Here is a 23,031-nt window from a genome sequence, read left to right as displayed (position 1 = left end):
AACAATCGCCGATGAAATATTGGTTTCTCGTATCATTGCTATGTATAATTTCATTTAGATCCCACGCACAAAATCAAACTGTTGTCGACGCGAAAGAGTTTATCGCGCAATTGGAGCAAAACCAAAAAGCAAAAACGGTTTTCAATTTTTCAAGCGCCGAACGTTTCAACTGGCATTTTGTTCCTAGAGAAAGATTAGGAATATCATTTCACTCCCTTTCAAAATCACAACGGGAGGCAGCTTACAACTTATTAAAGTCCAGTTTGAGCTCCCAGGATATACAAAAGCTACTGGCATTGTGGCATTGGAAAATGTATTACGGCAAGTAGAAAATCGTGGGCCCAATGATACTTACCGAGATCCTGAAAATTATCACTTTACAATCTTCGGTGCACCGGATCAAACTGAACCATGGGGTTGGCGATTTGAAGGACATCATATCTCGCTGAACTTTGCTTTTTCAAATGGCCAAATGCAATCTAGCACGCCAAGTTTTTTTGGATGCAACCCTGCTATTGTAAAAGAAGGGCCGAAACGTGGTGTACAGGTTTTAAAATTAGAAATGGATCTTGCTTTTCAACTGGTCAACTCATTTACGCCATCGCAGCTTTCAATTGCAAAATTCTCCGATAAGGCCCTTCCAGAAATTCTTTCTTTTAACAAACGCAAAGCAGAAACGTTAACACCAATCGGTATTGGCTACAGCAGTATGAATGAAATACAGCGGAAGATTTTTCTTCAGCTTGTGGAAACCTATGTGAATAACTATGAACTCGGATTCTCAAGCACGTTAATGAAAAAGATTAAGAACGCTGGCATTGAGAATTTAAGTTTCGCTTGGGCGGGAACGACAACGCCTGAAAATGGCGGCCACTACTATCGCATCCAGGGGCCGATGCTCTTAATAGAGTATGACAACACTCAAAACGGCGGCAATCACATTCACACAGCTGTTCGCGATCTCACCAATGATTTTGCAGAAGACATTCTAAAAGAACATTACCAAAACGATCATTAGAAGCAATCACTTCGCATGCGTTGATGTGAACGATTTAAATATTTCACCTTCACGGAAATGATAATTGTTTTTCACAATCCATTTACCATCTATCATTGTCCCTAAAATTTCAGCAGGCGAAGCAGTGTAGATAATGGCCGAAAGCAAATGTTCTCGCCTTGCCTGACTTAACAACGGTCGATGAGCGTCGTAGATCACGGCATCTAGTTTTTGGCCGACTGAAAAATATTCCGACGACGAAAAACCCATCGCAGAATTTCCAGCATGAAAAGTTTTATCGACGAGTATTGCCGCTCCGTCATCAAAGGTGTTACGCTTGTGTGTCGTGAATCGCTGGGCATAATCTAGCCAGCGAAGATCTTCGAGGGGATTTAAACTAATATGACTGTCCGTACCAATCGACCATTGACCACCCTGTGAAGCAAAGTCAGTAAGTCGGAAAATGCCGTCACCTAAATTTCCCTCTGTTCCGGGACACAGTACTACATGGGCCCTTGATTTCGCGAGTGCCGCAACCTCATGATCTGTTAAGTGTGTACAATGAACGATGTGAAATCTTTCATTCACCGGCAAATTGTTTAAAAGCCATTCAATCGGTGTTTGTTTATGAAATAAAAAACAATCTGCTACTTCCTTTTTTTGTTCCGCGGCATGCAAATGAAACGGAATAGTAGATGGTCCTTGCTCAAAAGTTCTTACGACATCATTTGGTTTTACTGCTCGCAACGAATGAACACTAAATCCTAAACGCGCATGTGGTGCATGTGCGACAACATGCGCAGAGTCGTCGAGCAATTGAAAATATTCATCTATCGTTTTCGAGATAAAACGACGTTGCTCAGGAAACGGTTCTTTTCCAAAATTTCCTTGCTGATAAAAAACAGGAATCAATGTAATTCTTATTCCAGCTGTTTCTGCAGCTGCAACGAGGCGTTCTCCCATCTCTGCATAATTTGCGTATGGCTTTCCGTCTTTGTCGTGATGCAAATACTGAAATTCAGCCACATGCGTATAACCTTTCTTCAATAGCTCAGCGTATAACATCGCCGCAATGTGTTCGACCGCTGTAGGATCTAAACTTAACGCGCATCGATACATCGCTTCGCGCCAACTCCAAAAGTCATCGTTCGTTCCTGGCCTATGTTTCTCAGCCATGCCTGCCATTCCAAATTGAAATGCATGAGAATGTGCATTACGAAAACCTGGCAACGCAAAACCATGAATAGACTCTATCGCCACACTGTCCACTGGTGATTTGTCCGATAGATATTGAATCGTTCCAACCCCATCGACACCAACATACCCAGGTGAAAGCCATCCAGTGGATAACAATAGCGAATCGAACGAATAATATTTTTTTATAGGGTTCACAACTTCAGTTGGTCAATCAGTGATTGAAATGTTTTCATCAGCAATGTGCGCATTTGCGACGCACGTTGCTCGTCATACTTTTTCTCAGCGTCGTCCATGTAGTTCACCTTGGTCATTTCAAGTTGTAGTGCATGAATATTCTGCGCCGGTTTTCCGAAATGTCGTGTGATGTATCCTCCCTTGAAAGGGTGATTGTGGTTGACGGTATATCGACTACCATTGAGGGCCTCAAGTGTTCTATCGATTAGTTTACTGTCAGCAGAAGTTCCGTCGACGTCACCGAGTATTAGATCTGGAAATTTTTCTTTCTGAATGGTAAGCACATATTCTCGAATGGAATGACAATCCCAAAGCAAGGCCTTACCAAATTTCTTTTGCTTGACTTGCAAAAGCTCTTGAATTTTTTCGTGATAAGGGTTGTAGTAAACTTTCAGTCGTCGTTCTACTTCCGCTGAATCGACTTCTTTTCGCTCATCAGTATATAATGGATTTCCGATGAAATTTGTTGTTGGACAAAGTGCCGTGATAATCCTTCCGTCGTTATACAATGGTTTGCTCTTCGGATCACGATTTAAATCAATTACCCACCGGCTATACACTGCATGAATCATCGTCATGCCCATCGACGAAACAAAATCGTAAAGCTGATGCACAAACCAATCCGTATCGTCGGGTGATTCTATTAATGACGAATGATATTGTGCTTTAATCTCATCAGGAAACAAAACACCACAATGCGGAACGCTTACAATAATCGGAACCTCCGATGCTGTTGGTGATATGATTTTATAGGGAGTCATTCCGCCAATCCGATAATTACTTTTTGTTTTTCTTCTTACGCTTCTTTTTAGACGTCGATTCCTTTTCTGATTCCTGCACCGACTTCAACTTGCTAACCTCTGCTTCCTTTTCGGCTAGTTGTTGCTTTAACGTAGCGATTTCAACGTCCTTTTGATTTAAAGATTTTTTCAGTGTCGCCGTTTTTTCAGGAGCAACAATTTGTTTCTTCAGTCGCATTACGCGACGAAAGCTCTCATCAATTCGTGCGGGTGAAATTATGCCGCGATCAACGAGTGATCGTATGATAGCATGTACTTTGTCCACCGTGCGTACATCGCTTCCGGAAATGTTGTTTGAGAATATCATAATATCAACACCACCTTGAATGGCCAACTTCACCGCTTCTTCAAAACCGTAATGTTTCGTAATCGCATGCATCTGCATATCGTCAGAAAAGATCACACCATTAAAATGAAGTCGCTGTCTCAATATCCCTGTGAGAATTGCTTTCGATAATGTTCCAGGGTTACCAATAGAATCTAATTTTTTGTTCACAATATGTGCCGACATAATGGCGTCAACATAACCAGAGTCGATAAGGTCTTTGTACGGTTTCAACTCACGTTCTTCCCAGGTAGCGGTCACGTCTGCCATACCCAAGTGTGTATCTGCCTTGGAACTTCCATGTCCAGGAAAATGCTTCAGCGAAGTGAGCACATTATATTTTCGGTGTTGCTTAATGAATTCTTTCGCGAGCAGCGTTACAGAATCTTCACGACTAGAAAAAGCTCTTCCTACTTTTGCAATGATCGGGTTATCGGGATTTGATCCTAAATCGACGACGGGCGCAAAATTTAAGTTGATGCCCAATCCCGCGAGCGTGGCCGCTGTGGCATCGGCATAAAACTGAACAGAATCAAGCGATGGTGATTTCCCCATGGCCTGTGCTGTAATCGAACGTGTAAAACCATATTTCTCTTTCAAGCGATTAACTCTGCCTCCTTCTTGATCAATGGCAACGATTAATGGAATAGGCGCTGCTTTTTGATACGTCCAAATAATCTTCTTAAGCGATGCAAATGAACTTTTCGCTGGGATATTCTTTTCGAAAATCAATAACGAACCGGCCTTCCCACTTCGAATTTCTTTGAGCACTGCAGAGTCGATGTCTGGCTTGGCGAAACCGATCAGAATCATCTGACCAATTTTTATATCAAGACTATCGACAGCTTGAGCATTTGCTTTCATCTGTTGCCATGACAATACTATCGTCAGCGCCAAAAATAAATTTCGTTTCAATTTTCTTCCCACAACTAAACTGTTAATAATGTTCATAAACTTCTTCCAATACAATTTGCATTTGCCTCCTAACATCCGACGTTGATGCTACATAGTTACTACTCATAAAAGAAAAAATCAGCGTCCGTCCCGACTTAGCAACCAGATATCCGCTCAAACTATGATTGTTGCTTAGTGTACCGGTTTTAGCAAAGACATAAGGTTTTCCATTTTTTCCTCTATACCAATTTTTGATCGTTCCTGTTTGTCCGCCGACAGGCAGGAGAGAAAACAAACGCACTTTTGGAGCAAGATCATAAATTTTATCCCAGATCGCCACCAACGTGCGCGGGGTAAAAAGATTATAGCGCGACAAACCAGAACCATCAACCCAAACTGGCGAGTCTTTCAAATCGGCAAGGAGATTTTTCTTGGCATACTTGATGGCTATCTCCGGCTGAAGCGTATCACTGATCACACCAGCGCAAACAAGCAACAACTGTTCCGCAAGGAAATTATCGCTATCAACCATCATCACTTTATAAATAGAGTCGGCGGGTGCACTATAGGTTGTCTTCGCACCATGAACCATCCTCTTATTTACCAATGTTACCTTCCGTTGCAATGTATCGGCTAACAATGTCGTAATGAAGTCGGCATCAACTTTAAATGGAACATCTAACGTATCTAATTTCCTTCCCGGAAAATATGTAAAATCATTGCTCTCCAACTTTCTCTCAACCTTTGGGCGATATTGACGAGTACCTACAGATTGAAAGTTTTTAAAATAGCGCGGCTTCAAGTGGCTTCCGCCTTCATCGATTTCCACCGAAAAAATATTCCCGTATATCGGGAACGGCGATCTCTCCGCAGAATAGTAATCGTTATAGTCATCCCAAGCCCAACCCGGACCAAAGTGTGCAGTATTAAAGTTGCTGTTAGAAAAATACAAACTCCCCGGCGCCGTCTTTAATAAATTCCAGGTGCGTTGATTTTGATAAACATATTTATAAAGGAATGAAGGATCACCCGTACCCCAAAAGATAGTAGAGTCACCTTTCTCTATGTATCGAAGCCCGGGAATCGAATCACCTAAGATTTTTAGGCAAGTATAAAATGTAAAGATCTTTGTGTTTGACGCTGGCGTAAAATAACGATCACCATTATACGCATACAATTCTTCATTGGTAGTCGGATCGAATAGAACAAACCCGGTGTGATCTTTAAAACGTGCTTCCGTAGCGGCGAGATTTTTATCCAACGCCACCCGAATGCTTGACACACAGGATGAAAACAGTGAGGCAACAACAACAAGTATTATCAGTGGACGCATCATCACATTTCGGAATAGCGTTCTTTCAATACATTCCCGAAATAAACTTGCTTGCAGAATGGACTTAATGCAAAATCTAGTTTGGCCATGTGTAAATGTAAAGATTTAGATCAAAATCAATTCTTTCTTTTCGGTAGACTGATTATGATACTGGTTCCTTTGCCATATTGACTCTCGATCTTTAATGTGCCGTGAAGTTTTTCTAACGCTTGTTGAACGATGTACATCCCAAGGCCCGACCCTTGTGATCTTTCCGTCGCGCGGAAAAACATGTTGCAAATCTTATCGAGATACTCTTCTTTTATACCAATACCATTGTCACTAAAGGTAATCCGCGTTAACGCCGGCAGCGGTTCGATACGAATATTCAGATAACACGCCTCCTCAGGATTTGTATACTTGTAGGCGTTCGAGATAATGTTGCTAAAGATTATATTTATCCTTAACGGATCCGTAACCATCATTGAATCATCTCCGACAACATCGATGGTCGTATGGACGTCGTGAAAATTCTCCAAGTACTCCAATTCCTTAAGACAGCTCTTTATGATCGCACGCAAATCAACATTTTCGTACGAAAGCTCAACACGATTAACGCGAGCGTAGTTAAGCATTGAACGAATAAACTCATCAAGCTTTTTGATACGATCCTCGATCTTGTTTAGATAACCCGTTTGGTGTCCATCAGCTTGATCTATACGTGCGAGATTTACCAAACCCATAATTGAACTTAACGGCGACCGTAAATCATGAGATGTTTTGTACATCAATTGATCAAGTTCAAAGTTGCGTTCCGAAAGTTCCTCGAGTGTTACCTTTAACTCCTCCTCTTGCATGGCAAGTTGATTGTTCTGATGAATCAATTCTTCATTCAGATGTTTCATCATTACCTCGATACGCTTCCGCTCTGAAATTTCACGAACGAAAATCGCAGCCCCAGTAACCTTCTTTGCATCGTTATAAATTGGATTGTAAGTGGCTTCGATGCTTGTTCCGTGCTGGAGTTCTGTTTCAAGTGTAAACTGTTCGCCTCGCAAGGCTCGATCAATATCTTGTTTTGCCGACTCACCCAGATGCGGTGGAATAATCTCGACAAAACTATCACCTAGTTTAATGTCCCTTCCAAATAACCTTTTCATCGCAGCAGCGTGCGCACTATTGAATAAGATGTAACGGTAGTTTTTATCGAGCGACACGATACGATCCGATGTGTTTTCGATTACCGCCGAAAGATTTGCGTTCATCGATTTGATGATTGATTCGTATTCCTTACGCTGAGTTATATTGTTTACAAAGATCGCAACACCTTTAACTTTCTTTTGCTGATCGTAAATTGGATTATATGTCGTTTGGATATGACCTTTAAACTTGGGATGATCGAGGTAGTGCTCAGTCGCAAAGTGATTTCCTTTCATTGCCTTTTCAAGTTCCGTCTTCACCCACTTGAATTCATCCGAGCCTTTCAGAAAATGAATTTTGTTCACGCCAACTTTGATATCAGCATTGTACAAATCTTTCATCACCTTTCGATGATTCTTATTGAACATGATATAATTCAAATCACGGTCAACTGCATAGACTGACTCCTTTGTACTTTCGAGCACTCCCTGAAGCGTAGCATTCAGTTGATGGATTCTATCCTCACGTTTTCGTAGCTCGGTGATGTCGGTAATAAAACCTATAATAAACTTTTCCTTCTTCTCATTCACAAATCGTGACTTCACCGTCATCAACTCCAGCGATTCACCTTTAGAAGATGTTATTTTTTCGAGATTGACAATTGTTTTTCCCGTCTTCAAGACCGTAGCATCAACATCCCAAAAAACTTTTGCCTCCTCAGGTGGTACAAAATGTTTGTCCGTTTTACCGAGTAACGCTTCTTCCGTTTGACCTAACAGGTGCTGAAATTTTTCATTAGTCATGACCCAACGGTGACGTGCGTCCTTAACAAAAATTGGTGCGGCAACAGTGTTAACAATATTTCGTAAAAACGACCTTGACGAGGTAAGCTCTTGTTCAACAGCTTTGTCACGCGTAATGTCACGAACTGTTCCAACAAAATACGTTGGCTTCCCTTCGTTGACTAACAACCTTACATTTAGAATTACCGGAAGCAGTCCACCGTTCTTTTTCCTAAAAATCGTTTCTTTATTTTCAACAACGTGGTGCTTCTTCAACGCCTCCACAATTTCGGCGCGCTGTTGCTGATCGGCATAAAACTCCGACGGCTTAATTTTCTCTACTTCTTTAAATGATTTATAGCCGAGAAGTTTCAAGAATCCATCATTCACGTACATGAGACGTGTTCCTATCTCGCCAAGGTATAATCCTTCCGATAGGTTTCGCGTGATCGTTTGAAGTAGCTCCTGTGTCTGAAATATTTTCTCTTCCGATTCTTTCTTTTCGGTAATATCCTTGAAGTTAGAGACGATACCGTTGATTTCTGGAATGTGAGAAAAATTAGTTAGAAGAGACTCCGCCCAAATGTAGCCACCTTTCTTTTTTCGAATGCGTTGCACAATGGTAGCACTCTTTCCAGGCTTCTTCAATAATTTAAAAAACGTCGCCCGTGTTAATTCATGATCATCGGGATGGATGAAAGATATCCCTGATTTACCAAGGATTTCTTTCTCAGAAAATCCACAAATGGTTTTTATCGATTTACTTCCAAATACAATGTTTCCTTGCACATCATACAGCACAATACCTTCGTGCGCGTTTTCTATTAATGCACGAAAGCGCTTTTCGTTCAATTCCGTTTCCTTTATTTTTTTCTTTACTGGCTTCATTACCCAGCGATCCTTAAAAGTTCACGAATTTATTTTCGTCGATTGCTTCAGTGCTAAGATTTTTCGGACCGCTACCACTTGTCCGATCAACGGAAAGCAAAAGGTTATTATATTCTTTGTAATTATCCCAGAAGCCACTATTTGTTGTTGTCTCTCCTTTCCGATTTTTTACAACCTGTTTGATGAGATTATCCTTCACGCCAATGTGCACCGTCAAAGTCAAACTTGTATCACTGGCCGGTTTGTGATTCAATACATTCACACGCGTGCCGTCCGACAAACTGTCCTCGCCTAAGTACACCAATGTTGAGCCGAATTGTTTTAGTAGAAATGGAAGGGCAAGTTCTTGCGCACATTCGTTAAAAACTGCGAACGCATTAGACACATCTTCTAGCGTCGTTTTCTCTTTTCCTTTTATTTGAACAATGCTGTCGTTGAGATCAATCAAATAAAGTTCGTTAGCCGATTCGATACGAACCTTCGAGTTATGTTTGTCCCAAAAAATTTTTCTCTCTGCGGCTGAAGTCCATGAAAAGTAACGGGCATCATCCCACGCCTTCACACCACCCGCAGCGGACACAACACTATCCACCAACTCTACAGCAGCGGGGTCTGAGTGCGATGGATCAAAGGGTAAGGGTTGGCGCTTTTCTTTCGGAGAACTACACGAAATAATTGTGCAAAAAACAGTCGCCAACAGCATGGCGCCTTTAAAATACTTTATCATAAGAGGGTCTGGGTTTCGTTTTTGTGAATTTAAGAAAATTATGGCACCGCTTCATCTCCTCCCGACGCCAGATTAGACTTGGGTGAAAGGAACTTGTGAAGTCGACTTTTTGAGTCGAGTGAGCGAAGCATCAAATTTCTTAGGTATCCTTCCACTGGAAGGATCATGAATGCCACAACAACTTGCACAAAAAAGTCTATCACCGGACTGGTCTTTGTCGAGAACATTTCACCGATCACGGTTTGGATAAATTGAATCAGCATGATGATTGTTAGCAATGACAACAACCTACTGATGATTCTGAACCTGGTACTCAAGCGAAATGAAAGCATTACCAGCGCCGCAAATACAAAAAATTCTAGCGCATAAAACCAAGGGCGTTTCCAATACGGTGGGAGTACTTCAAACGGAACAGCACCAAACTCTTTAATATTGCCGAAAATGTCGCGCGATTGCACATTAAATGAATAATCGCCGGCCGGCAAATAGGCAAAATCTACGGCGTCATTCTGTGAAGACCAGTCGGACCATGTTTTGTCGAGCCCTTTTAATTGGTATCGATACTCGATCGCTTGTGCTGCAAGAAAGTCGGGTTGAACAAATTCGATATTGAGTGCACTTTTCTCTTGATCTAATTCGAAAACCTCGCGTTTGTTAATCGTCACATTACCCGTGACAGATTTCAATTTTAGAGGAAAGCCATCTTCATATGGCGTAAACCGATTTCCAAAAAACTTGTACAGTTCGTTCTCACTCGTAATCACCCATAAATTTTCGGTATTGCGTTCTTGATTAACATAACGTATATCATGCAGCAGATTCATCAACTTCAAATTCTGCTGACCTTCCAATCCGAATGTAGACCACGTATGACTATCATTAAAAAAAATACCGCCATCTCCAGCAAAGTAATGCAGTGGTTTCGGCAAGGAGTCAAGAAGTGCAAAGCTTGATTTTGAACGATCGAGTTTGAAAAAGCCTTCCGAATTCACCAAATAGATATCGCGTCCAAGATGCACACCAAGCTGCTCGTCAAATTTTGGATTGGAAACATCGATCGTTTCTATTTCGGCCACTGTTTTGCCGCTAAACTGAAGTCGATAAACTTTATTGATCGATAGAAACCAAAGCTCATCTCTTTCTCCCTCCATAATGGAGGTAATCCTATCATCTAAATTTTCTAGAGCATCACTATACAACCATGCGCCATTAACGGATTGGTAGGTTTTCAATTCATCCGCGTACGTTGATAGGAAAAGTGTTTGTCGCTCGCGGGAAGCATAAGCCATTCGCACCGGCTCCTCTAGTATAGGTTTCGCAGCAACGCCATTTATCTCATATGCTCCTCCCAGTCCAATCGCTATCAGCGAATTATTAATTGAAACAAGTTGCGTTACTTTGGCATCAACACCTGAAACTTTTTTATAAACAAACTGCGAAGCACGAAGGACGCGCTCAGTCTTTTTTATCTTCTGATACCGTGGAGCTTCTTCAGATTTTGGTGCGGTTGTTTCGTTGTCCTTTTTAAGTGGTGCTTTGTCTTCTACGGGTGAAGTTGTTTTGCTTTTTTTAAAGAATTTCCAAAAACTTTTCTTTTTCGATTCTGTCTCCGTGGTCGGCGGTGTTTCTGGTAAATCCTTTTCGTGGACTGGCTCCGACGTTTTTCCCGAACGCTTAATTTCAACATCTACATAGTAGACAATTTCATCATAGACATCTTGCTTCTCCAACTTGAATAAACCCAATGAAGTACCAACATATACATTACCTTCAAACGACGTTGCACAAAGTAAATTTCCGGATAGTCCCGGATAGTGTCCAAAGGAGCGAAACGGTAAGTAAGGAGCGACGCGAGTGAAACCATATTCATGCGAAGCCCAAATTCCTTGACTCCGATCGATCATCAACGCATAAACTTCATTATCTGGAAGGCCCGTGTTGTAATTGATGATTTCTTGTGTTCGTCCGGTTGCTGTTTGGATGAAAATCATTCCGCCACGCAATGTCCCTAAGACAAAAAGATCCTTGTTGACAAAACTTCCTGATACAATTACGCTCGCATCAACATAGCTGCTATCCTGAATTTTGATCTCGCGTATTTTTTGATTTTCGTTACACAACAAAATGCGGTTGTCCGACAAGGCAATCAAATACTGTCGATCTCCCGCGCATGAAAAAATCACTTCTTCATTTTCCGGAAATTTGAAACCACTCTTCGAAAATTTTTGCCCATCGATTTTAATAACACCACCACGTTCAGTATTCAAGTATGCAGAACCAAACAGCTCGAATATTCCCACCAGTGCGCCCGTCAAATTTGTTGACGGAATAATATCAGTCTTATTACTATCAAGGTTATAAACGAAAACCTGCGTTTCGGTAACAAAGTATGCAGTGCGTTGAATGACGACACATTCAAATACATCGCGTGTTTCAGACGAAAGGGTTACTAGTCGTTGGTCGCCGAAGCCATTACTTTCTAATTTTCCGAAACCTGCAGCACCGGCCCAAACGATTTGGCCATCCGAAGTAAGCTGCAACGAATAAACCGAACCTTGCCCGGTGATCATCTTCCAGTTACGTCCATCGAAGCGTTGAATGCCACGACGCGTAGCGAAATACACCATCCCGCTGGGATCTTGCACCATGTCGAAACAAACGTTATCGGAATGATTTTCACCAGGTGAATAGTGCGACAGGAAATAGTTTCCATTTTGCGCAGCAGCTTGAAAGCACCAGAGAAGGGCAATAAATAAAAAAATCTTACGCATGAAGATGGGCTTCCGTCAAAGTTAGCAAATGAAAAATATACAACCTAAAGACAAAGAAGAGGTTACACGCCTTTTAATGTAATATTACTTTGGCATCAGCTGATTTTGCTCCAGTTCACTACAGTTTTACGCGCTGAATCAATTTGCAATCGAATCGCCTGATTCTGAGGCGTTGTAAGATCAGGATCATTTTGAAGAATTCGAATTGCCGCATCGCGAGCTTGTTGCAATATTTCCCCATCTGTGGAAAGGTTCGCGATCATAAGATCAAGTGCCCCGCTTTGTTGTGTGCCGGTTAAATCGCCAGGGCCACGCAGTTTCAAATCTGTCTCGGCAATCTCAAAACCATTATTTGTACGCACCATGGTTTCAATTCTGGTTTTCGAATCTGCGCCAAGTTTGAAACCACTCATTAAAATACAATATGATTGTTCCGCGCCACGACCGACACGGCCACGAAGCTGATGAAGTTGCGATAATCCGAATCGCTCAGCGTTTTCGATCACCATAACCGATGCGTTGGGAACATCGACGCCAACTTCGATCACCGTTGTGGCTACCATTATTTTGGTTTCACCTTTTTTAAAGCGCGCCATCTCGTAGTCTTTCGCCTCGGGTTTCATTTTTCCATGAACAATACTTACCGCGACATCGGGGAAAGCACGACAAACGCTTTCGTATCCATCCATCAAATGTTTCAAATCCATTTTTTCCGATTCCTCGATCAATGGATACACCATATATACTTGCCGACCGATCGAGATTTGATCACGTAAAAATTGATTCACTTGGAGTCTATGCGAATCAAACTTATGAATAGTCTTAATCGGCTTGCGACCTGCAGGCAGTTGATCTATTGTTGAAATATTTAAATCGCCATAAAGCGTCATCGCTAACGTGCGCGGTATAGGCGTGGCTGTCATAACCAACACATGTGGATAACTCGTGGTGTTCTTTTGCCAAAGCTTCGATCGTTGCGCCACACCAAAGCGATGTTGCTCATCAATAATCGCTAAACCTAAATGATGAAACTGAACCTCTTCCTCTAACAACGCATGTGTTCCTATCAAAATTTTCAGCTCACCACTTTGCAACTGCGCGTGTAATTCGCGACGTGCTGATTTTTTTGTTGAGCCTGTAAGCAGGGCAATCGGTAACGACATCAAGTCAGCAAACTTTTTCAGGTTGTTAAAATGTTGCTGCGCGAGAATTTCCGTCGGAGCCATCAATGCCGCTTGTGACTTTCCACTGATCACGATGAGCATACAAATAAATGCTACGATCGTCTTTCCACTACCAACATCACCTTGCAGCAGACGATTCATCTGTTTACCAGATTTGAGATCAGCGTAAATTTCGCGAATAACTTTTTTTTGCGCGTCTGTTAGTGGGAAGGGGAGATGATCATTATAAAATTGTGTGAGCACTGAAACGTCTTGGTAAACATGTCCTTTGAATTTGTCTTCTCTTACTAATTTCAACTTGAGTAATCTCAGCTGGATGTAAAAGAGTTCTTCAAACTTTAATCGGCGTTGTGCTTCCTGTAACATTTTCGTATCTGTTGGAAAATGTATTTGCTGAATCGCCTGCTCCTTAAAAAGTAGTTTTTCCGTTGATAACAATTCGCTTGGCAACGTTTCGCGAAACTTGTTAGTTGCCATCGTAAAAAGTAAGGAAACCAGTTTCGATAGAGACTTACTATCAAAGTGGCGTGCTCGTAATTTTTCCGTCAGGGGATACACCGGATGCAATGCAAGGCCTTTTTCATTTTGAGGGTTTACAGGCTCGATATCTGGATGCGCGATACTCCACTTCGACCCATATCGAGCGGGTTTTCCAAACACAACATAGTTGGCACCAATTTTTAAGCGGTCCTTCGTCCATTGAATTCCTTGAAACCATACTAATTCCAATTCACCCGTTTCATCTACCATGACCACCGACAACCGTTTCTTTTTTCCCGACGCAATTTCCCCGATGCTTTTCACAGTCCCTTTCAGCTGTGCATTCAGCATCTCATCGTCAAGCATTTTGACGGTCACAAATTTTGTGCGGTCTTCGTATCGAAATGGATAATGTTGTATTAAGTCACCGAAGGTGAAAATGTTCAGTTCTTTATTTAAGAGGGCTGCGCGTTGAGGGCCTACTCCTTTTAGATATTCAATCGGTGTATCAAAAAATCCTGTCATCCGTATAAACGAAACCTAATATAGTTAACGTAATTTCAGTTAAACATTAAAATTTTTTTCGATTTGAACCACATCGTTATGCAGGCGGCGCTAAGGTTACAAATCTTGATCAAATGTTATCAACCGGCCACAACGTATGAAAATTAATTCAGAGAACTTCAAAGGCATCGAGTACATTCAACTCAACCAGTTGCCAGACGAGCAGCGCAGCAAAATACTTGAAAGCCTTGATCGTGATTATCTCATAAAAATTCTAATCGACGGAAAAGTTATTAGTAACTGCCTTCAATACACCGATTACTCTTTTTGGTACGAAAACATCTACAAGGAAACGTCAAAAAATCGTTTGCAGAAATCCGAGAGCGAAGCTGAGGTCGTGAATCTGGCTTTTCAACATTGATGCTTTCTCTCATAAATTTATGTCGTTGACTGCTCGCTTAAAACTGCCGATTATCACGAAGCAGCAGTGATCGATTTTCGAACGGTAAGGTATTCATCCCAAATTTCTTTTAAGATTTCTGCCGCAGGTTGAATGCTATCGATTGCGGCAGCTACCTGCCCTATTTCTAACTCACCTTCTTCTAAATCTCCTTCAAAGATTCCAAATTTTGCGCGGCGTTTTCCGAGTAAATCCTCTAATGCCTCATTACTAGCACCAGATCGTTCCGCTTTCAAAACTTCCTCGTAGAATTTGTTCTTAATTAATCTCACGGGGGTAAGCTGTTTTAAAGTCAGCATTGTTTCTCCTTCAACTACATTAACAACACGTTGTTTAAAACTTTGATGGGCTGATGATTCAATACTCGCTGCAAAACGACTGCCTATTTGAACACCCTCGGCGCCAAGCGCTTCGGCTGCCAACATCGCTCTTCCCGACGCAATTCCGCCTGCAGCAATTACCGGAATTTTAACGGCCTTGCTAACCAGAGGAATTAAGACCATCGACGTCGTCTCTTCGCGTCCATTGTGTCCACCGGCTTCAAAGCCTTCAGCAACTACTGCATCTACACCAGCTTGCTCTGCTTTTTTCGCGAACTTCACACTGGAAACAACATGCACGACCTTGATGCCATGATCGTGCAATCTTGATGTCCAAGTTCCCGGATTCCCGGCTGAAGTAAATACTATTCGGACTTGTTCCTCTTCGATGATTTGAATAACCTTATCGATGTCGGGATATAATAATGGCACGTTCACACCGAAGGGTTTATTCGTTGCGTTCTTACATTTCTGAATATGCGTTCGCAAAACTTCCGGATACATGGATCCCGCGCCGATTATTCCCAAACCTCCAGCTTCACTAACGGCAGACGCAAGTTCCCAACCACTACACCATACCATACCCGCTTGTATGATTGGAACACTAATGTTAAAGAGCTTTTTGATGCGGTTTTCGTCTCCTGTCATACATTAAAAAATTTAATCATCCGAGTTCAAATATCGGCTTGCAAATTCAATTATCGACGTTTATGTTTTGAGAGAAATGTCCAGTAGACTATTTGAGGTTTTTAAACGGTTTTAAGTTGTCCACAAAGAATTGATTCTCAAATAGCCTCCTAAATCATTATTCATCAATATGTTAAGTGTTAATGTATCGTTAATGTGGATAAATGAAGATTTTTGTGGAATACTTTTTTGACCACTTTTTGGATATTTCTAACTACCTGTATTCTAAGGTTTTTGTAACCCAGCATAAATTTTGTGACACATCGATATATTAATTGATTATGAAATTTCTTACACTACTTCCTATCATTCTTCTCGCAAGTCTTGCATCAGCGCAGACAACCATCGTAAAGTTTGATCATCTCGAAAAATTGTTGGCTGACAGAACTCGTGACAAAATCCAAATCGTGAATTTTTGGGCAACGTGGTGTGCCCCTTGCGTCAAGGAGCTTCCAATTTTTGAACAATATCAACAGGCAAACGCTGGCAATGCACATGTTATACTTATCAGTTTGGACTACGCCGACAAAGTCGATAAAGTAAATGCGTTTGTCAAAAAGAAGAACTTGAAGTGTGAAGTCCTTCTGCTCGACGAAACTGATGGAAATTCATGGATCGATAAAGTTGAACCATCATGGGGTGGTGCGATCCCGGCCACCATTATTATTAATCCAAAAACCGGTCGTAGAAAATTCGTTGAAAAAGAATTAAAAGAAGGAGATCTTGAATTGCTCGTGAATGAACTACTTTAAACCAACGATAAATTTAAGCCGCATGAATCTTAAAAAAATTAAACCTGCAATGCTTTTGATTTTAAGCGTCGTTGTACTCTTGGCTGCACGTCCAATGGGTTATAATGTCGGCGACACGGTAGCTGATTTCAAACTGAAAAATGTCGACGGTAAATCCGTATCGCTCAGTGATTACAAAACGGGAAAAGGTGTAATTCTCATTTTTGATTGTAACACTTGCCCTGTTTCGAAGGGATACAATGAGCGAATTCTCGCCCTTGATCAAAAATTTGCATCAAAAGGATTTCCTGTAGTAGCCGTGAATCCGAATAGCCCCGAAGTTTCGCCGGGTGATGGTTTCGATGAAATGGTTTCTTATGCAAAAAAGAAGAAATACACCTTTGCTTATCTCGCCGATGAAAATCAGGAAGTAGCGACAGCGTTTGGTGCATCTAACACACCACACGTTTTCGTGTTGAAAAAAGATGGCGACAAATTTAAAGTCGCGTACATCGGCGCGATAGACAACAACTCACGCGACGGTAGCGCTGCCGACAAAAAATATGTGGAAGATGCCGTCAATGCGTTGATTGAAGGAAAAGAAATTCCAGTCGCTAAAACAAAAGCCATTGGATGTACAATCAAATGGAAAAATTCTTAAGGATTTTTTATATCCAAGGAAAAGGGGCGCGTGGGTGTCCCTTTTTTTATGCCTCGGCTATACAGGCAATGCTCACCGAAGAACACCCCGACTCCATTAACGTTTGCGCGCAAGCTTCTAATGTAGCGCCTGTTGTAACAACATCGTCAACCAAAAGCACTCTATTATTGGGCGCCATTCCTTGTGAGTTCATCTCGAATACAGTTCGCACGTTTTCCCAACGATTCAATTTTGTCTTTTTTGTCTGTGTGTCTGTCTTCACTTTTCTAAACAATACATCCTCAAGAATGGGTAAATGCAATTTGTCTGAAAGACCTTCTGCAAATTTCGAGCTTTGATTGTAACCCCGCTTTCGAAAACGCGACTCGTGCAACGGAACAGGTATGATGGAATCCCATTGTCCAACGTAACCAGAAGTAGCGAGTTTTTCGCCGTACATTTTACCGATTGAAATTCCCAATTCTGGTTGGTTCTTGTATTTCAATGTATGAAGGAGTTCCTGCACACGACCACTTTTTGAAAATCTGAAAAGTGCCATTGCATATAGCAACGGCATTCTAACGTGAAGTCGCTCGCGAAGACTATTATCATGTTTCATGTGGAAATTTGTCTGGGGCATTTCCAACATACAAACCGTGCAGATCATGTCTTCTCCTTTTACTAAAGGACCTTGGCAAGCGAGGCAATACCGCGGAAAAAACAACGAGACGAAGTCGTTAACAACTGTGTTAAAATCAGAAGTTCTCATATAAAAGATATATTTGCCGACAACGGTGAACTAAATCCTAAAGCTTTGGTTTCGCTTCAAAAATTAGTAGCAATCTAAGATCTTAAAAAAATGGGACTTGTCGAAGACTTCAATGGTTACAGAAGCAAAATGAATGAGAAGATTTTGAGTTCTGATAGTTTAATTATCAAGCGAATTTTCAACCTCGATACCAACGCCTATCAAGAAGGCCACTTGGATATCAAGTCCAAGGAACTCATCGGACTCACTTGCTCGTTAGTTCTCCGCTGTGATGATTGTGTTAAATATCACTTGGGAAAATGCAAAGACGTTGGGTTAACCACAGACCAAGTTCAGGAAGCTATGGGAATTGCTACTTTAATTGGCGGTACCATCGTAATACCACACCTTCGCCGCGCCTTTGAATTTTGGGAGGAATTGCAAAATGTTTAAGCGTGATTTAGATCTGGACCGACGATGGCATGCCCTAATCTCTGAATTAGAGACCATGATTGGCAAAAAGCCTAAGGATTTAAACGCGGTTCTATTCTTGATTGGTGTGCAGGAACTCGGAAAAGGACAGCAAGTCTTTTCCAAAGAAGAAAAACAGGACCTGATGCACATTGGTATATGCAAAGTGCTGAGCTATTCGGGCTACTACCAGTTGGAATTCTTGGATAATGACGGTTGGCCGCACTGGAAAATGATTAAGAAACTTCCGCACTTCGACCTATTGGAACAAGAAAAGCTGCTGAAGATGCACGTCATGGAGTATTTTGAAAAAGAATTCAACTGGATTCCCCCAGACCTGGGCATGCCACCCGCAGAATAATACCCAGGAATATGCGTTTTGTTTGCGACATGTTTACCAACTATCTTAGTCGTGCTCAACTTTATATAATCGTTGTGCGTTTTCATTTATGTAATTCCGATGACTATGGTGGATGCAGGTGTTGATAATATCCAGAAGAAGATCCATTCCTTTAAGAGGAAGTATTATCTCAACCTGTTTCTAAAAGGAAGTATACTTTCGCTCTCCATCCTCATTTCATACTTAGTACTCGCCACCGTGGTCGAACATAATCTATGGCTTGGTCCATGGATGCGATTCCTGATCTTTCTTGCATTTTTTGCGACCGCCGCTTTCTGCTTGTTCCGATTTCTCAAAGAGCCTATTTCCTGGTGGATCGCTAAGCGTGGTCTTTCGGAAGAACAGAGCGCCCGAATGATTGGTCAATACATCCCGTCAATTAATGACAGGCTGTTAAATCTCATCCAACTTGCTTACTCGGAACAAAAGAATTCCGCCTTGGCATACGCGTCAATCGCACAAAAGTCTAGGGAGTTTGAACCAATTTCTTTTGATGAAGTCATTAGACTGAATGACAATAAAAAGTATCTGCGTTTTCTAATTGCACCGATCGCCGCTATAGTAGTTATACTGGCCTTCAACAGCAGCATTATAACGCAAAGTGCCGATCGCATTGTCCATTTTAGCAGGCAGTATTCACCTGAAGCACCATTCGCTTTTACAATAGACGCGAGCAAACTCAATGCTTACTACAATGAAGATTTCACAATCAATGTTCTGTTAAAAGGACATGCGATACCTGCCGATGTTTATCTCGTCAGTGAAAATCAAAGAACGAAATTGGTGAGCGAATCGGGTGGACTCTTCTCATACAAAGTCGAGAATATTCAGAAAGCATTTGACTTTCAGTTTGAAGCAGCTGGCTTCTACTCAGAAGTTTTTCACGTGAATCTTATAAACCGTCCCGAGTTACTTCAGTTTAATGTTGAACTGCAATACCCTCGATACTTACGACGCCAAAACCAAAAACTTGTCAACGCTGGAAATTTGGAAATTCCTGAGGGAACTCTTGTAAAATGGAATCTTTCGGCGGCCAATACAGAACGTGCCGCTATTTATTTCTCCGGAGACTCATCGCAGCATTTCTTCACTGCCGATGACAATCAAGCGTTTTCGTTTGAAAAAACTTTCAAAAATCCAGACCAATATGAAATCAGCTTGAATAATGCGCAAAGCAAAAACAAAGAGAAGATTCTTTATCACGTCGATGTGTTAAAGGACCAGTATCCGCAAATTGCTGTCAATAACTTCAGAGATTCAATTTTATACAAGCGCATAATTTTGGGTGGATCGATCGGAGATGACTACGGTGTAAGTCAGCTTACACTGCATTTCAGGATTATGAATGAGAAACAAAAAGAAGTTCTATCGCGCGCTGTTAACATTCCTATCAGCAGCAATCAACTTCAACAAAGTTTCTTTTACAATTGGTCTGTAGATTCTCTGAAATTAAATCCAGGAGATCAGCTCGATTACTTTTTACAAGTGTGGGACAACGACGGCGTGAATGGAAGGAAGTCTACAAAGACAACGCGCTATACATTCTTAATTCCGACGGCAGACAATCTTATCGCCGAAATCAGCAAATCACAAGCTCAAACAGAGCAGAAACTTGATGAAAGTTCAAACAAGGCAACAAAGCTGCAAGATCAAATAGAACAGGCCAATCAGAAGTTAAAGGGCAAGCAATCAATGGATTGGCAGGATAAAAAAATGTTGGAAGACATCATTCAACAGAAGAAAGGGTTAGATCAAATGGTCGAACAACTTAAGGAGGAAAACAAATTGTTAGATCAGAAGAAAGACAACTTTACTGAACAAGACGAACGCATTCGGGAGAAAGCAAAACAGATCCAAAAACTTATGGAGGAGTTGTTGGATGAAGAAACGAAAAAATTATTCGAGGAATTGCAGAAGCTCTTGCAAGAAAACGCAGAGCTCAACCAGATCCAAAAGCTACTCGACAAAATGAATCAGAATACCAATAACCTAGAAAAGGAATTGGAAAGGACACTTGAATTATTCAAAGAGCTGCAGTACGATTTCAAACTAGACCAAGCGCTAAAACAATTGGATGAAAACATCCAAAGGCAAGATGCACTTCTGAAAAAAACTGAAAACTTTGAGAAAGAGACAAAATCTGATAACAAGAAGTCGGACAAAAAGAATGACAACAAGAACGTTGAAGGCGATGAAAAAAATTCAGAGAGTGAGCAGTTGGCAACAGAACAGGAAGAGGTAAAAGAAGAATTTAAAAAAACATCTGAGGATCTTGATGACCTCAAGAAACTCGGTGAAGAATTAGAGAAAGAGGAGTCGTTACCTGATAAGGAAGAATCGGAAGAAATTCAGAAGGATCAAGAACAAAGTGAAGAAGACTTAAAACAGAATAATCCATCGAAGTCAAAATCATCTCAACAGAAGGCATTGCAAAAAATGAAGAATATGCAAAGCCAAATGAAACAGTCACAAGAGGGGATGATGATGGAGATGGATATGGCCAATATTGAATCGCTACGGCAAATACTCCACGGACTTGTCAAATTATCCTACGACCAAGAAAATCTTATTCGTCAGTTTAATGAATTATCCCAAAGCGATCCGCGTTTCAACATCCTCGCACAACAGCAAATTAAACTCCGGGATGATTCTAAAGTGCTGGAAGACAGCCTGTTAGCTCTTGGAAAGAAGGATCCTTTCATGGGGTCTATTATCACACGCGAAGTTGGTGATTTAAACAGCCATGTTTCCAAAGTGATAGAGGCAAATCGTGAACGGAAACGTCCTCAGGCTTCTAACGAAATGCAGTTAGCGATGACGGCGATGAACAACTTGGCGCTGATGCTTGATGATCATTTAAGTATGCTTATGGAGATGATGGCGAACAACAAGGGAAAGGGCAATATGAAAATGAAGTCTAAGCAAAAGGGAAAACAGCAAAGTCTTGGACAGATGCAACAACAGTTGAACAACAAAATCCAAAACTTAAAAAACAGTGGGAAGGGAGGTCGTCAACTGTCTGAAGAACTAGCTGAGATGGCGGCGGAGCAAGAACGTATTCGAAAGGCGTTAGAAGAAATGCAGGAGAAGATGAATGATGGAAAGATGCCCGGGGGAGATTTACCGGGGAAAATGGAACAAACCGAAATGGACCTGGTCAACAAACAAATCACAGATCAGATGATCAAGCGCCAACAAGATATTTTGACTCGTTTGCTAGAAACGGAGAAGTCTATGCGTGAACAAGACATGGATGAAGAGAGAAAAGGCGAGACGGCTAAAGATTATGACAAAGAAATACCTAAGGCGTTCGAAGAATATTTGCGACTCAAGGAAAAAGAAGTAGAATTGCTGAAAACCGTACCGCCCAAGTTATACCCTTATTATAAGAAAGAAGTGGGTGAGTATTTTAAAAGAATGGGCAACCAATAAGCGAAAATTGAAGTGATGAATACGATTAGTATCCAGGTTCCATCAATCATCGAGAACATCCGAATGATCGAGAGTTTCATTGACAATGCGAAGGAACGTTTTCATTTGGACGATGACATTTATGGAAACATAATGATCGCTGTAACGGAAGCCGTGAACAACGCCATCAAGCATGGCAACTCAGGAAACAAATCCAAGAATGTGTCATTAAGTCTTTCTTTAGATGAAAGTCTATTGAAGTTCACCGTAAAGGATGAGGGCCCAGGATTCAACTTTGATAATCTTCCAGACCCGACTTCCCCCGAGAACCTAGAAAAGATTGGTGGACGCGGCATTTTCCTCATGAAGCATTTGTCAGATGAGGTTCTATTCAAAGAAGGTGGGCGAATAGTAGAACTCAGCTTTTACATGAATTCCTAATGCCTTCCATCAAGTACTTCGCAGAAGACATCGTTTTTAAGTTACCACATCCACGAAAGACGACCACTTGGATCAAAGAAGTTATCGGCCAAGAGGGGTTCTCCTTAGGAGAGGTCAATTTTATATTCTGCTCAGACAAGCACCTTCATACCATAAATGTCGAATATTTAGACCACGACACTTATACTGATATCATCACCTTCGACAACAGCGAAGAAAAGAATCTCATCGAGGGCGACATATTTATTAGCATCGACCGCATTAGAGAAAACGCCATACTGTTTCAAAACGAATTCGACAGAGAATTGCACCGTGTGATAATTCACGGGGTGCTACACCTTTTGGGTTACACCGACAAGACCAAAGCAAAGAAGAAGGTAATGACAAACAAGGAAGATGAATGCCTGTCTCTTCGTTAGGTTCCACGTGGAACGTGAAACGGAAAGATTTGTGGAAATGTGGAGAATTTTGTGGAGAACATTTGCGT

At 41.4% G+C, this 23,031-nt stretch carries 18 protein-coding genes and 1 pseudogene; 9 read left to right on the top strand and 10 right to left on the bottom strand.

Annotated elements, in window-relative coordinates; translation table 11 throughout:
- Positions 1-11: 11 nt before the first annotated feature.
- Positions 12-1,018, top strand: a pseudogene (locus DQQ10_RS03560) (DUF3500 domain-containing protein).
- Positions 1,019-1,024: 6 nt separating this feature from the next.
- On the opposite strand, the gene hutF reads toward DQQ10_RS03560, so the two are convergent.
- From hutF to recG, 8 genes are all read right to left on the bottom strand, one after another.
- On the bottom strand, positions 1,025-2,389 hold the full coding sequence (hutF, locus tag DQQ10_RS03555; protein ID WP_221409655.1) for a formimidoylglutamate deiminase: 1,365 nt from the start codon (positions 2,387-2,389) through the stop codon (positions 1,025-1,027).
- Positions 2,386-3,189, bottom strand: coding sequence for an N-formylglutamate amidohydrolase (locus DQQ10_RS03550; protein WP_112745394.1), 804 nt, complete (start codon positions 3,187-3,189; stop codon positions 2,386-2,388). The genes hutF and DQQ10_RS03550 overlap by 4 nt, the downstream gene beginning before the upstream one ends.
- A 16-nt stretch (positions 3,190-3,205) precedes the next feature.
- Positions 3,206-4,480 (bottom strand): glycoside hydrolase family 3 N-terminal domain-containing protein, encoded by a 1,275-nt coding sequence (locus tag DQQ10_RS03545; RefSeq protein WP_245970258.1) that lies wholly within the window; start codon positions 4,478-4,480, stop codon positions 3,206-3,208.
- Positions 4,481-4,490: 10 nt separating this feature from the next.
- A complete protein-coding gene (locus DQQ10_RS03540; RefSeq protein WP_112745393.1) occupies positions 4,491-5,783 on the bottom strand; it encodes a D-alanyl-D-alanine carboxypeptidase/D-alanyl-D-alanine-endopeptidase in 1,293 nt (430 codons plus the stop codon).
- 113 nt (positions 5,784-5,896) lie between these two features.
- Complete coding sequence (locus DQQ10_RS03535; protein WP_112745392.1) at positions 5,897-8,569, bottom strand: PAS domain S-box protein; 2,673 nt, start codon at positions 8,567-8,569, stop codon at positions 5,897-5,899.
- 13 nt (positions 8,570-8,582) lie between these two features.
- Complete coding sequence (locus DQQ10_RS03530) at positions 8,583-9,296, bottom strand: hypothetical protein (protein ID WP_112745391.1); 714 nt, start codon at positions 9,294-9,296, stop codon at positions 8,583-8,585.
- A 38-nt stretch (positions 9,297-9,334) separates the two neighbouring features.
- Positions 9,335-12,067: a triple tyrosine motif-containing protein gene (locus DQQ10_RS03525; protein ID WP_112745390.1), complete on the bottom strand. Its 2,733-nt coding sequence runs from the start codon at positions 12,065-12,067 to the stop codon at positions 9,335-9,337.
- Positions 12,068-12,162: 95 nt separating this feature from the next.
- A complete protein-coding gene (recG, locus tag DQQ10_RS03520) occupies positions 12,163-14,256 on the bottom strand; it encodes an ATP-dependent DNA helicase RecG (protein WP_112745389.1) in 2,094 nt (697 codons plus the stop codon).
- Between the two features lie 136 nt (positions 14,257-14,392).
- Here recG and DQQ10_RS03515 point away from each other — a divergent pair, with 136 nt between their 5' ends.
- Complete coding sequence (locus tag DQQ10_RS03515; RefSeq protein ID WP_112745388.1) at positions 14,393-14,656, top strand: hypothetical protein; 264 nt, start codon at positions 14,393-14,395, stop codon at positions 14,654-14,656.
- 53 nt (positions 14,657-14,709) lie between these two features.
- Here the strand turns inward: DQQ10_RS03515 and DQQ10_RS03510 are convergent, their stop codons facing one another.
- Positions 14,710-15,663 (bottom strand): NAD(P)H-dependent flavin oxidoreductase, encoded by a 954-nt coding sequence (locus tag DQQ10_RS03510; protein ID WP_112745387.1) that lies wholly within the window; start codon positions 15,661-15,663, stop codon positions 14,710-14,712.
- 320 nt (positions 15,664-15,983) lie between these two features.
- Between DQQ10_RS03510 and DQQ10_RS03505 the strand changes: the two genes are divergently transcribed.
- On the top strand, positions 15,984-16,454 hold the full coding sequence (locus DQQ10_RS03505) for a TlpA family protein disulfide reductase (RefSeq protein ID WP_221409654.1): 471 nt from the start codon (positions 15,984-15,986) through the stop codon (positions 16,452-16,454).
- Positions 16,455-16,476: 22 nt separating this feature from the next.
- The gene (locus DQQ10_RS03500) at positions 16,477-17,094 is read left to right on the top strand and encodes a thioredoxin family protein (RefSeq protein ID WP_112745758.1); all 618 of its coding nucleotides are present in this window, start codon (positions 16,477-16,479) and stop codon (positions 17,092-17,094) included.
- A 46-nt stretch (positions 17,095-17,140) separates the two neighbouring features.
- On the opposite strand, the gene DQQ10_RS03495 is transcribed toward DQQ10_RS03500, so the two are convergent.
- Positions 17,141-17,692, bottom strand: a complete 552-nt coding sequence (locus tag DQQ10_RS03495; protein ID WP_165823783.1) for a ComF family protein — start codon at positions 17,690-17,692, stop codon at positions 17,141-17,143.
- Between the two features lie 240 nt (positions 17,693-17,932).
- On the opposite strand from DQQ10_RS03495, the gene DQQ10_RS03490 reads away from it, so the two are divergent.
- The 5 genes from DQQ10_RS03490 (at position 17,933) to ybeY (ending at position 22,963) form a co-directional block, all read left to right on the top strand.
- Positions 17,933-18,274 (top strand): carboxymuconolactone decarboxylase family protein, encoded by a 342-nt coding sequence (locus DQQ10_RS03490; protein WP_112745385.1) that lies wholly within the window; start codon positions 17,933-17,935, stop codon positions 18,272-18,274.
- Entirely contained in the window at positions 18,267-18,653 is a 387-nt protein-coding gene (locus tag DQQ10_RS03485) for a hypothetical protein (RefSeq protein ID WP_112745384.1), read from the top strand. Before DQQ10_RS03490 ends, DQQ10_RS03485 begins: the two co-directional genes overlap by 8 nt.
- Positions 18,654-18,752: 99 nt before the next feature.
- Positions 18,753-22,124, top strand: coding sequence for a DUF4175 family protein (locus tag DQQ10_RS03480; protein WP_245970255.1), 3,372 nt, complete (start codon positions 18,753-18,755; stop codon positions 22,122-22,124).
- A 15-nt stretch (positions 22,125-22,139) separates the two neighbouring features.
- The gene (locus tag DQQ10_RS03475; protein ID WP_112745383.1) at positions 22,140-22,544 is read left to right on the top strand and encodes an ATP-binding protein; all 405 of its coding nucleotides are present in this window, start codon (positions 22,140-22,142) and stop codon (positions 22,542-22,544) included.
- Positions 22,544-22,963 carry an rRNA maturation RNase YbeY gene (gene ybeY, locus DQQ10_RS03470; protein ID WP_112745382.1) on the top strand — a complete coding sequence of 140 codons (420 nt, stop codon included), beginning with the start codon at positions 22,544-22,546 and terminating at the stop codon, positions 22,961-22,963. The genes DQQ10_RS03475 and ybeY overlap by 1 nt, the downstream gene beginning before the upstream one ends.
- Positions 22,964-23,031 lie beyond the last annotated feature (68 nt).

This window comes from Pseudochryseolinea flava, assembly GCF_003286915.1.
In the GTDB taxonomy this organism is placed as follows: domain Bacteria; phylum Bacteroidota; class Bacteroidia; order Cytophagales; family Cyclobacteriaceae; genus Ohtaekwangia; species Ohtaekwangia flava.
Note: the sequence above shows the minus strand (reverse complement) of the source record. Positions and strands in the feature narration are given on the sequence as shown.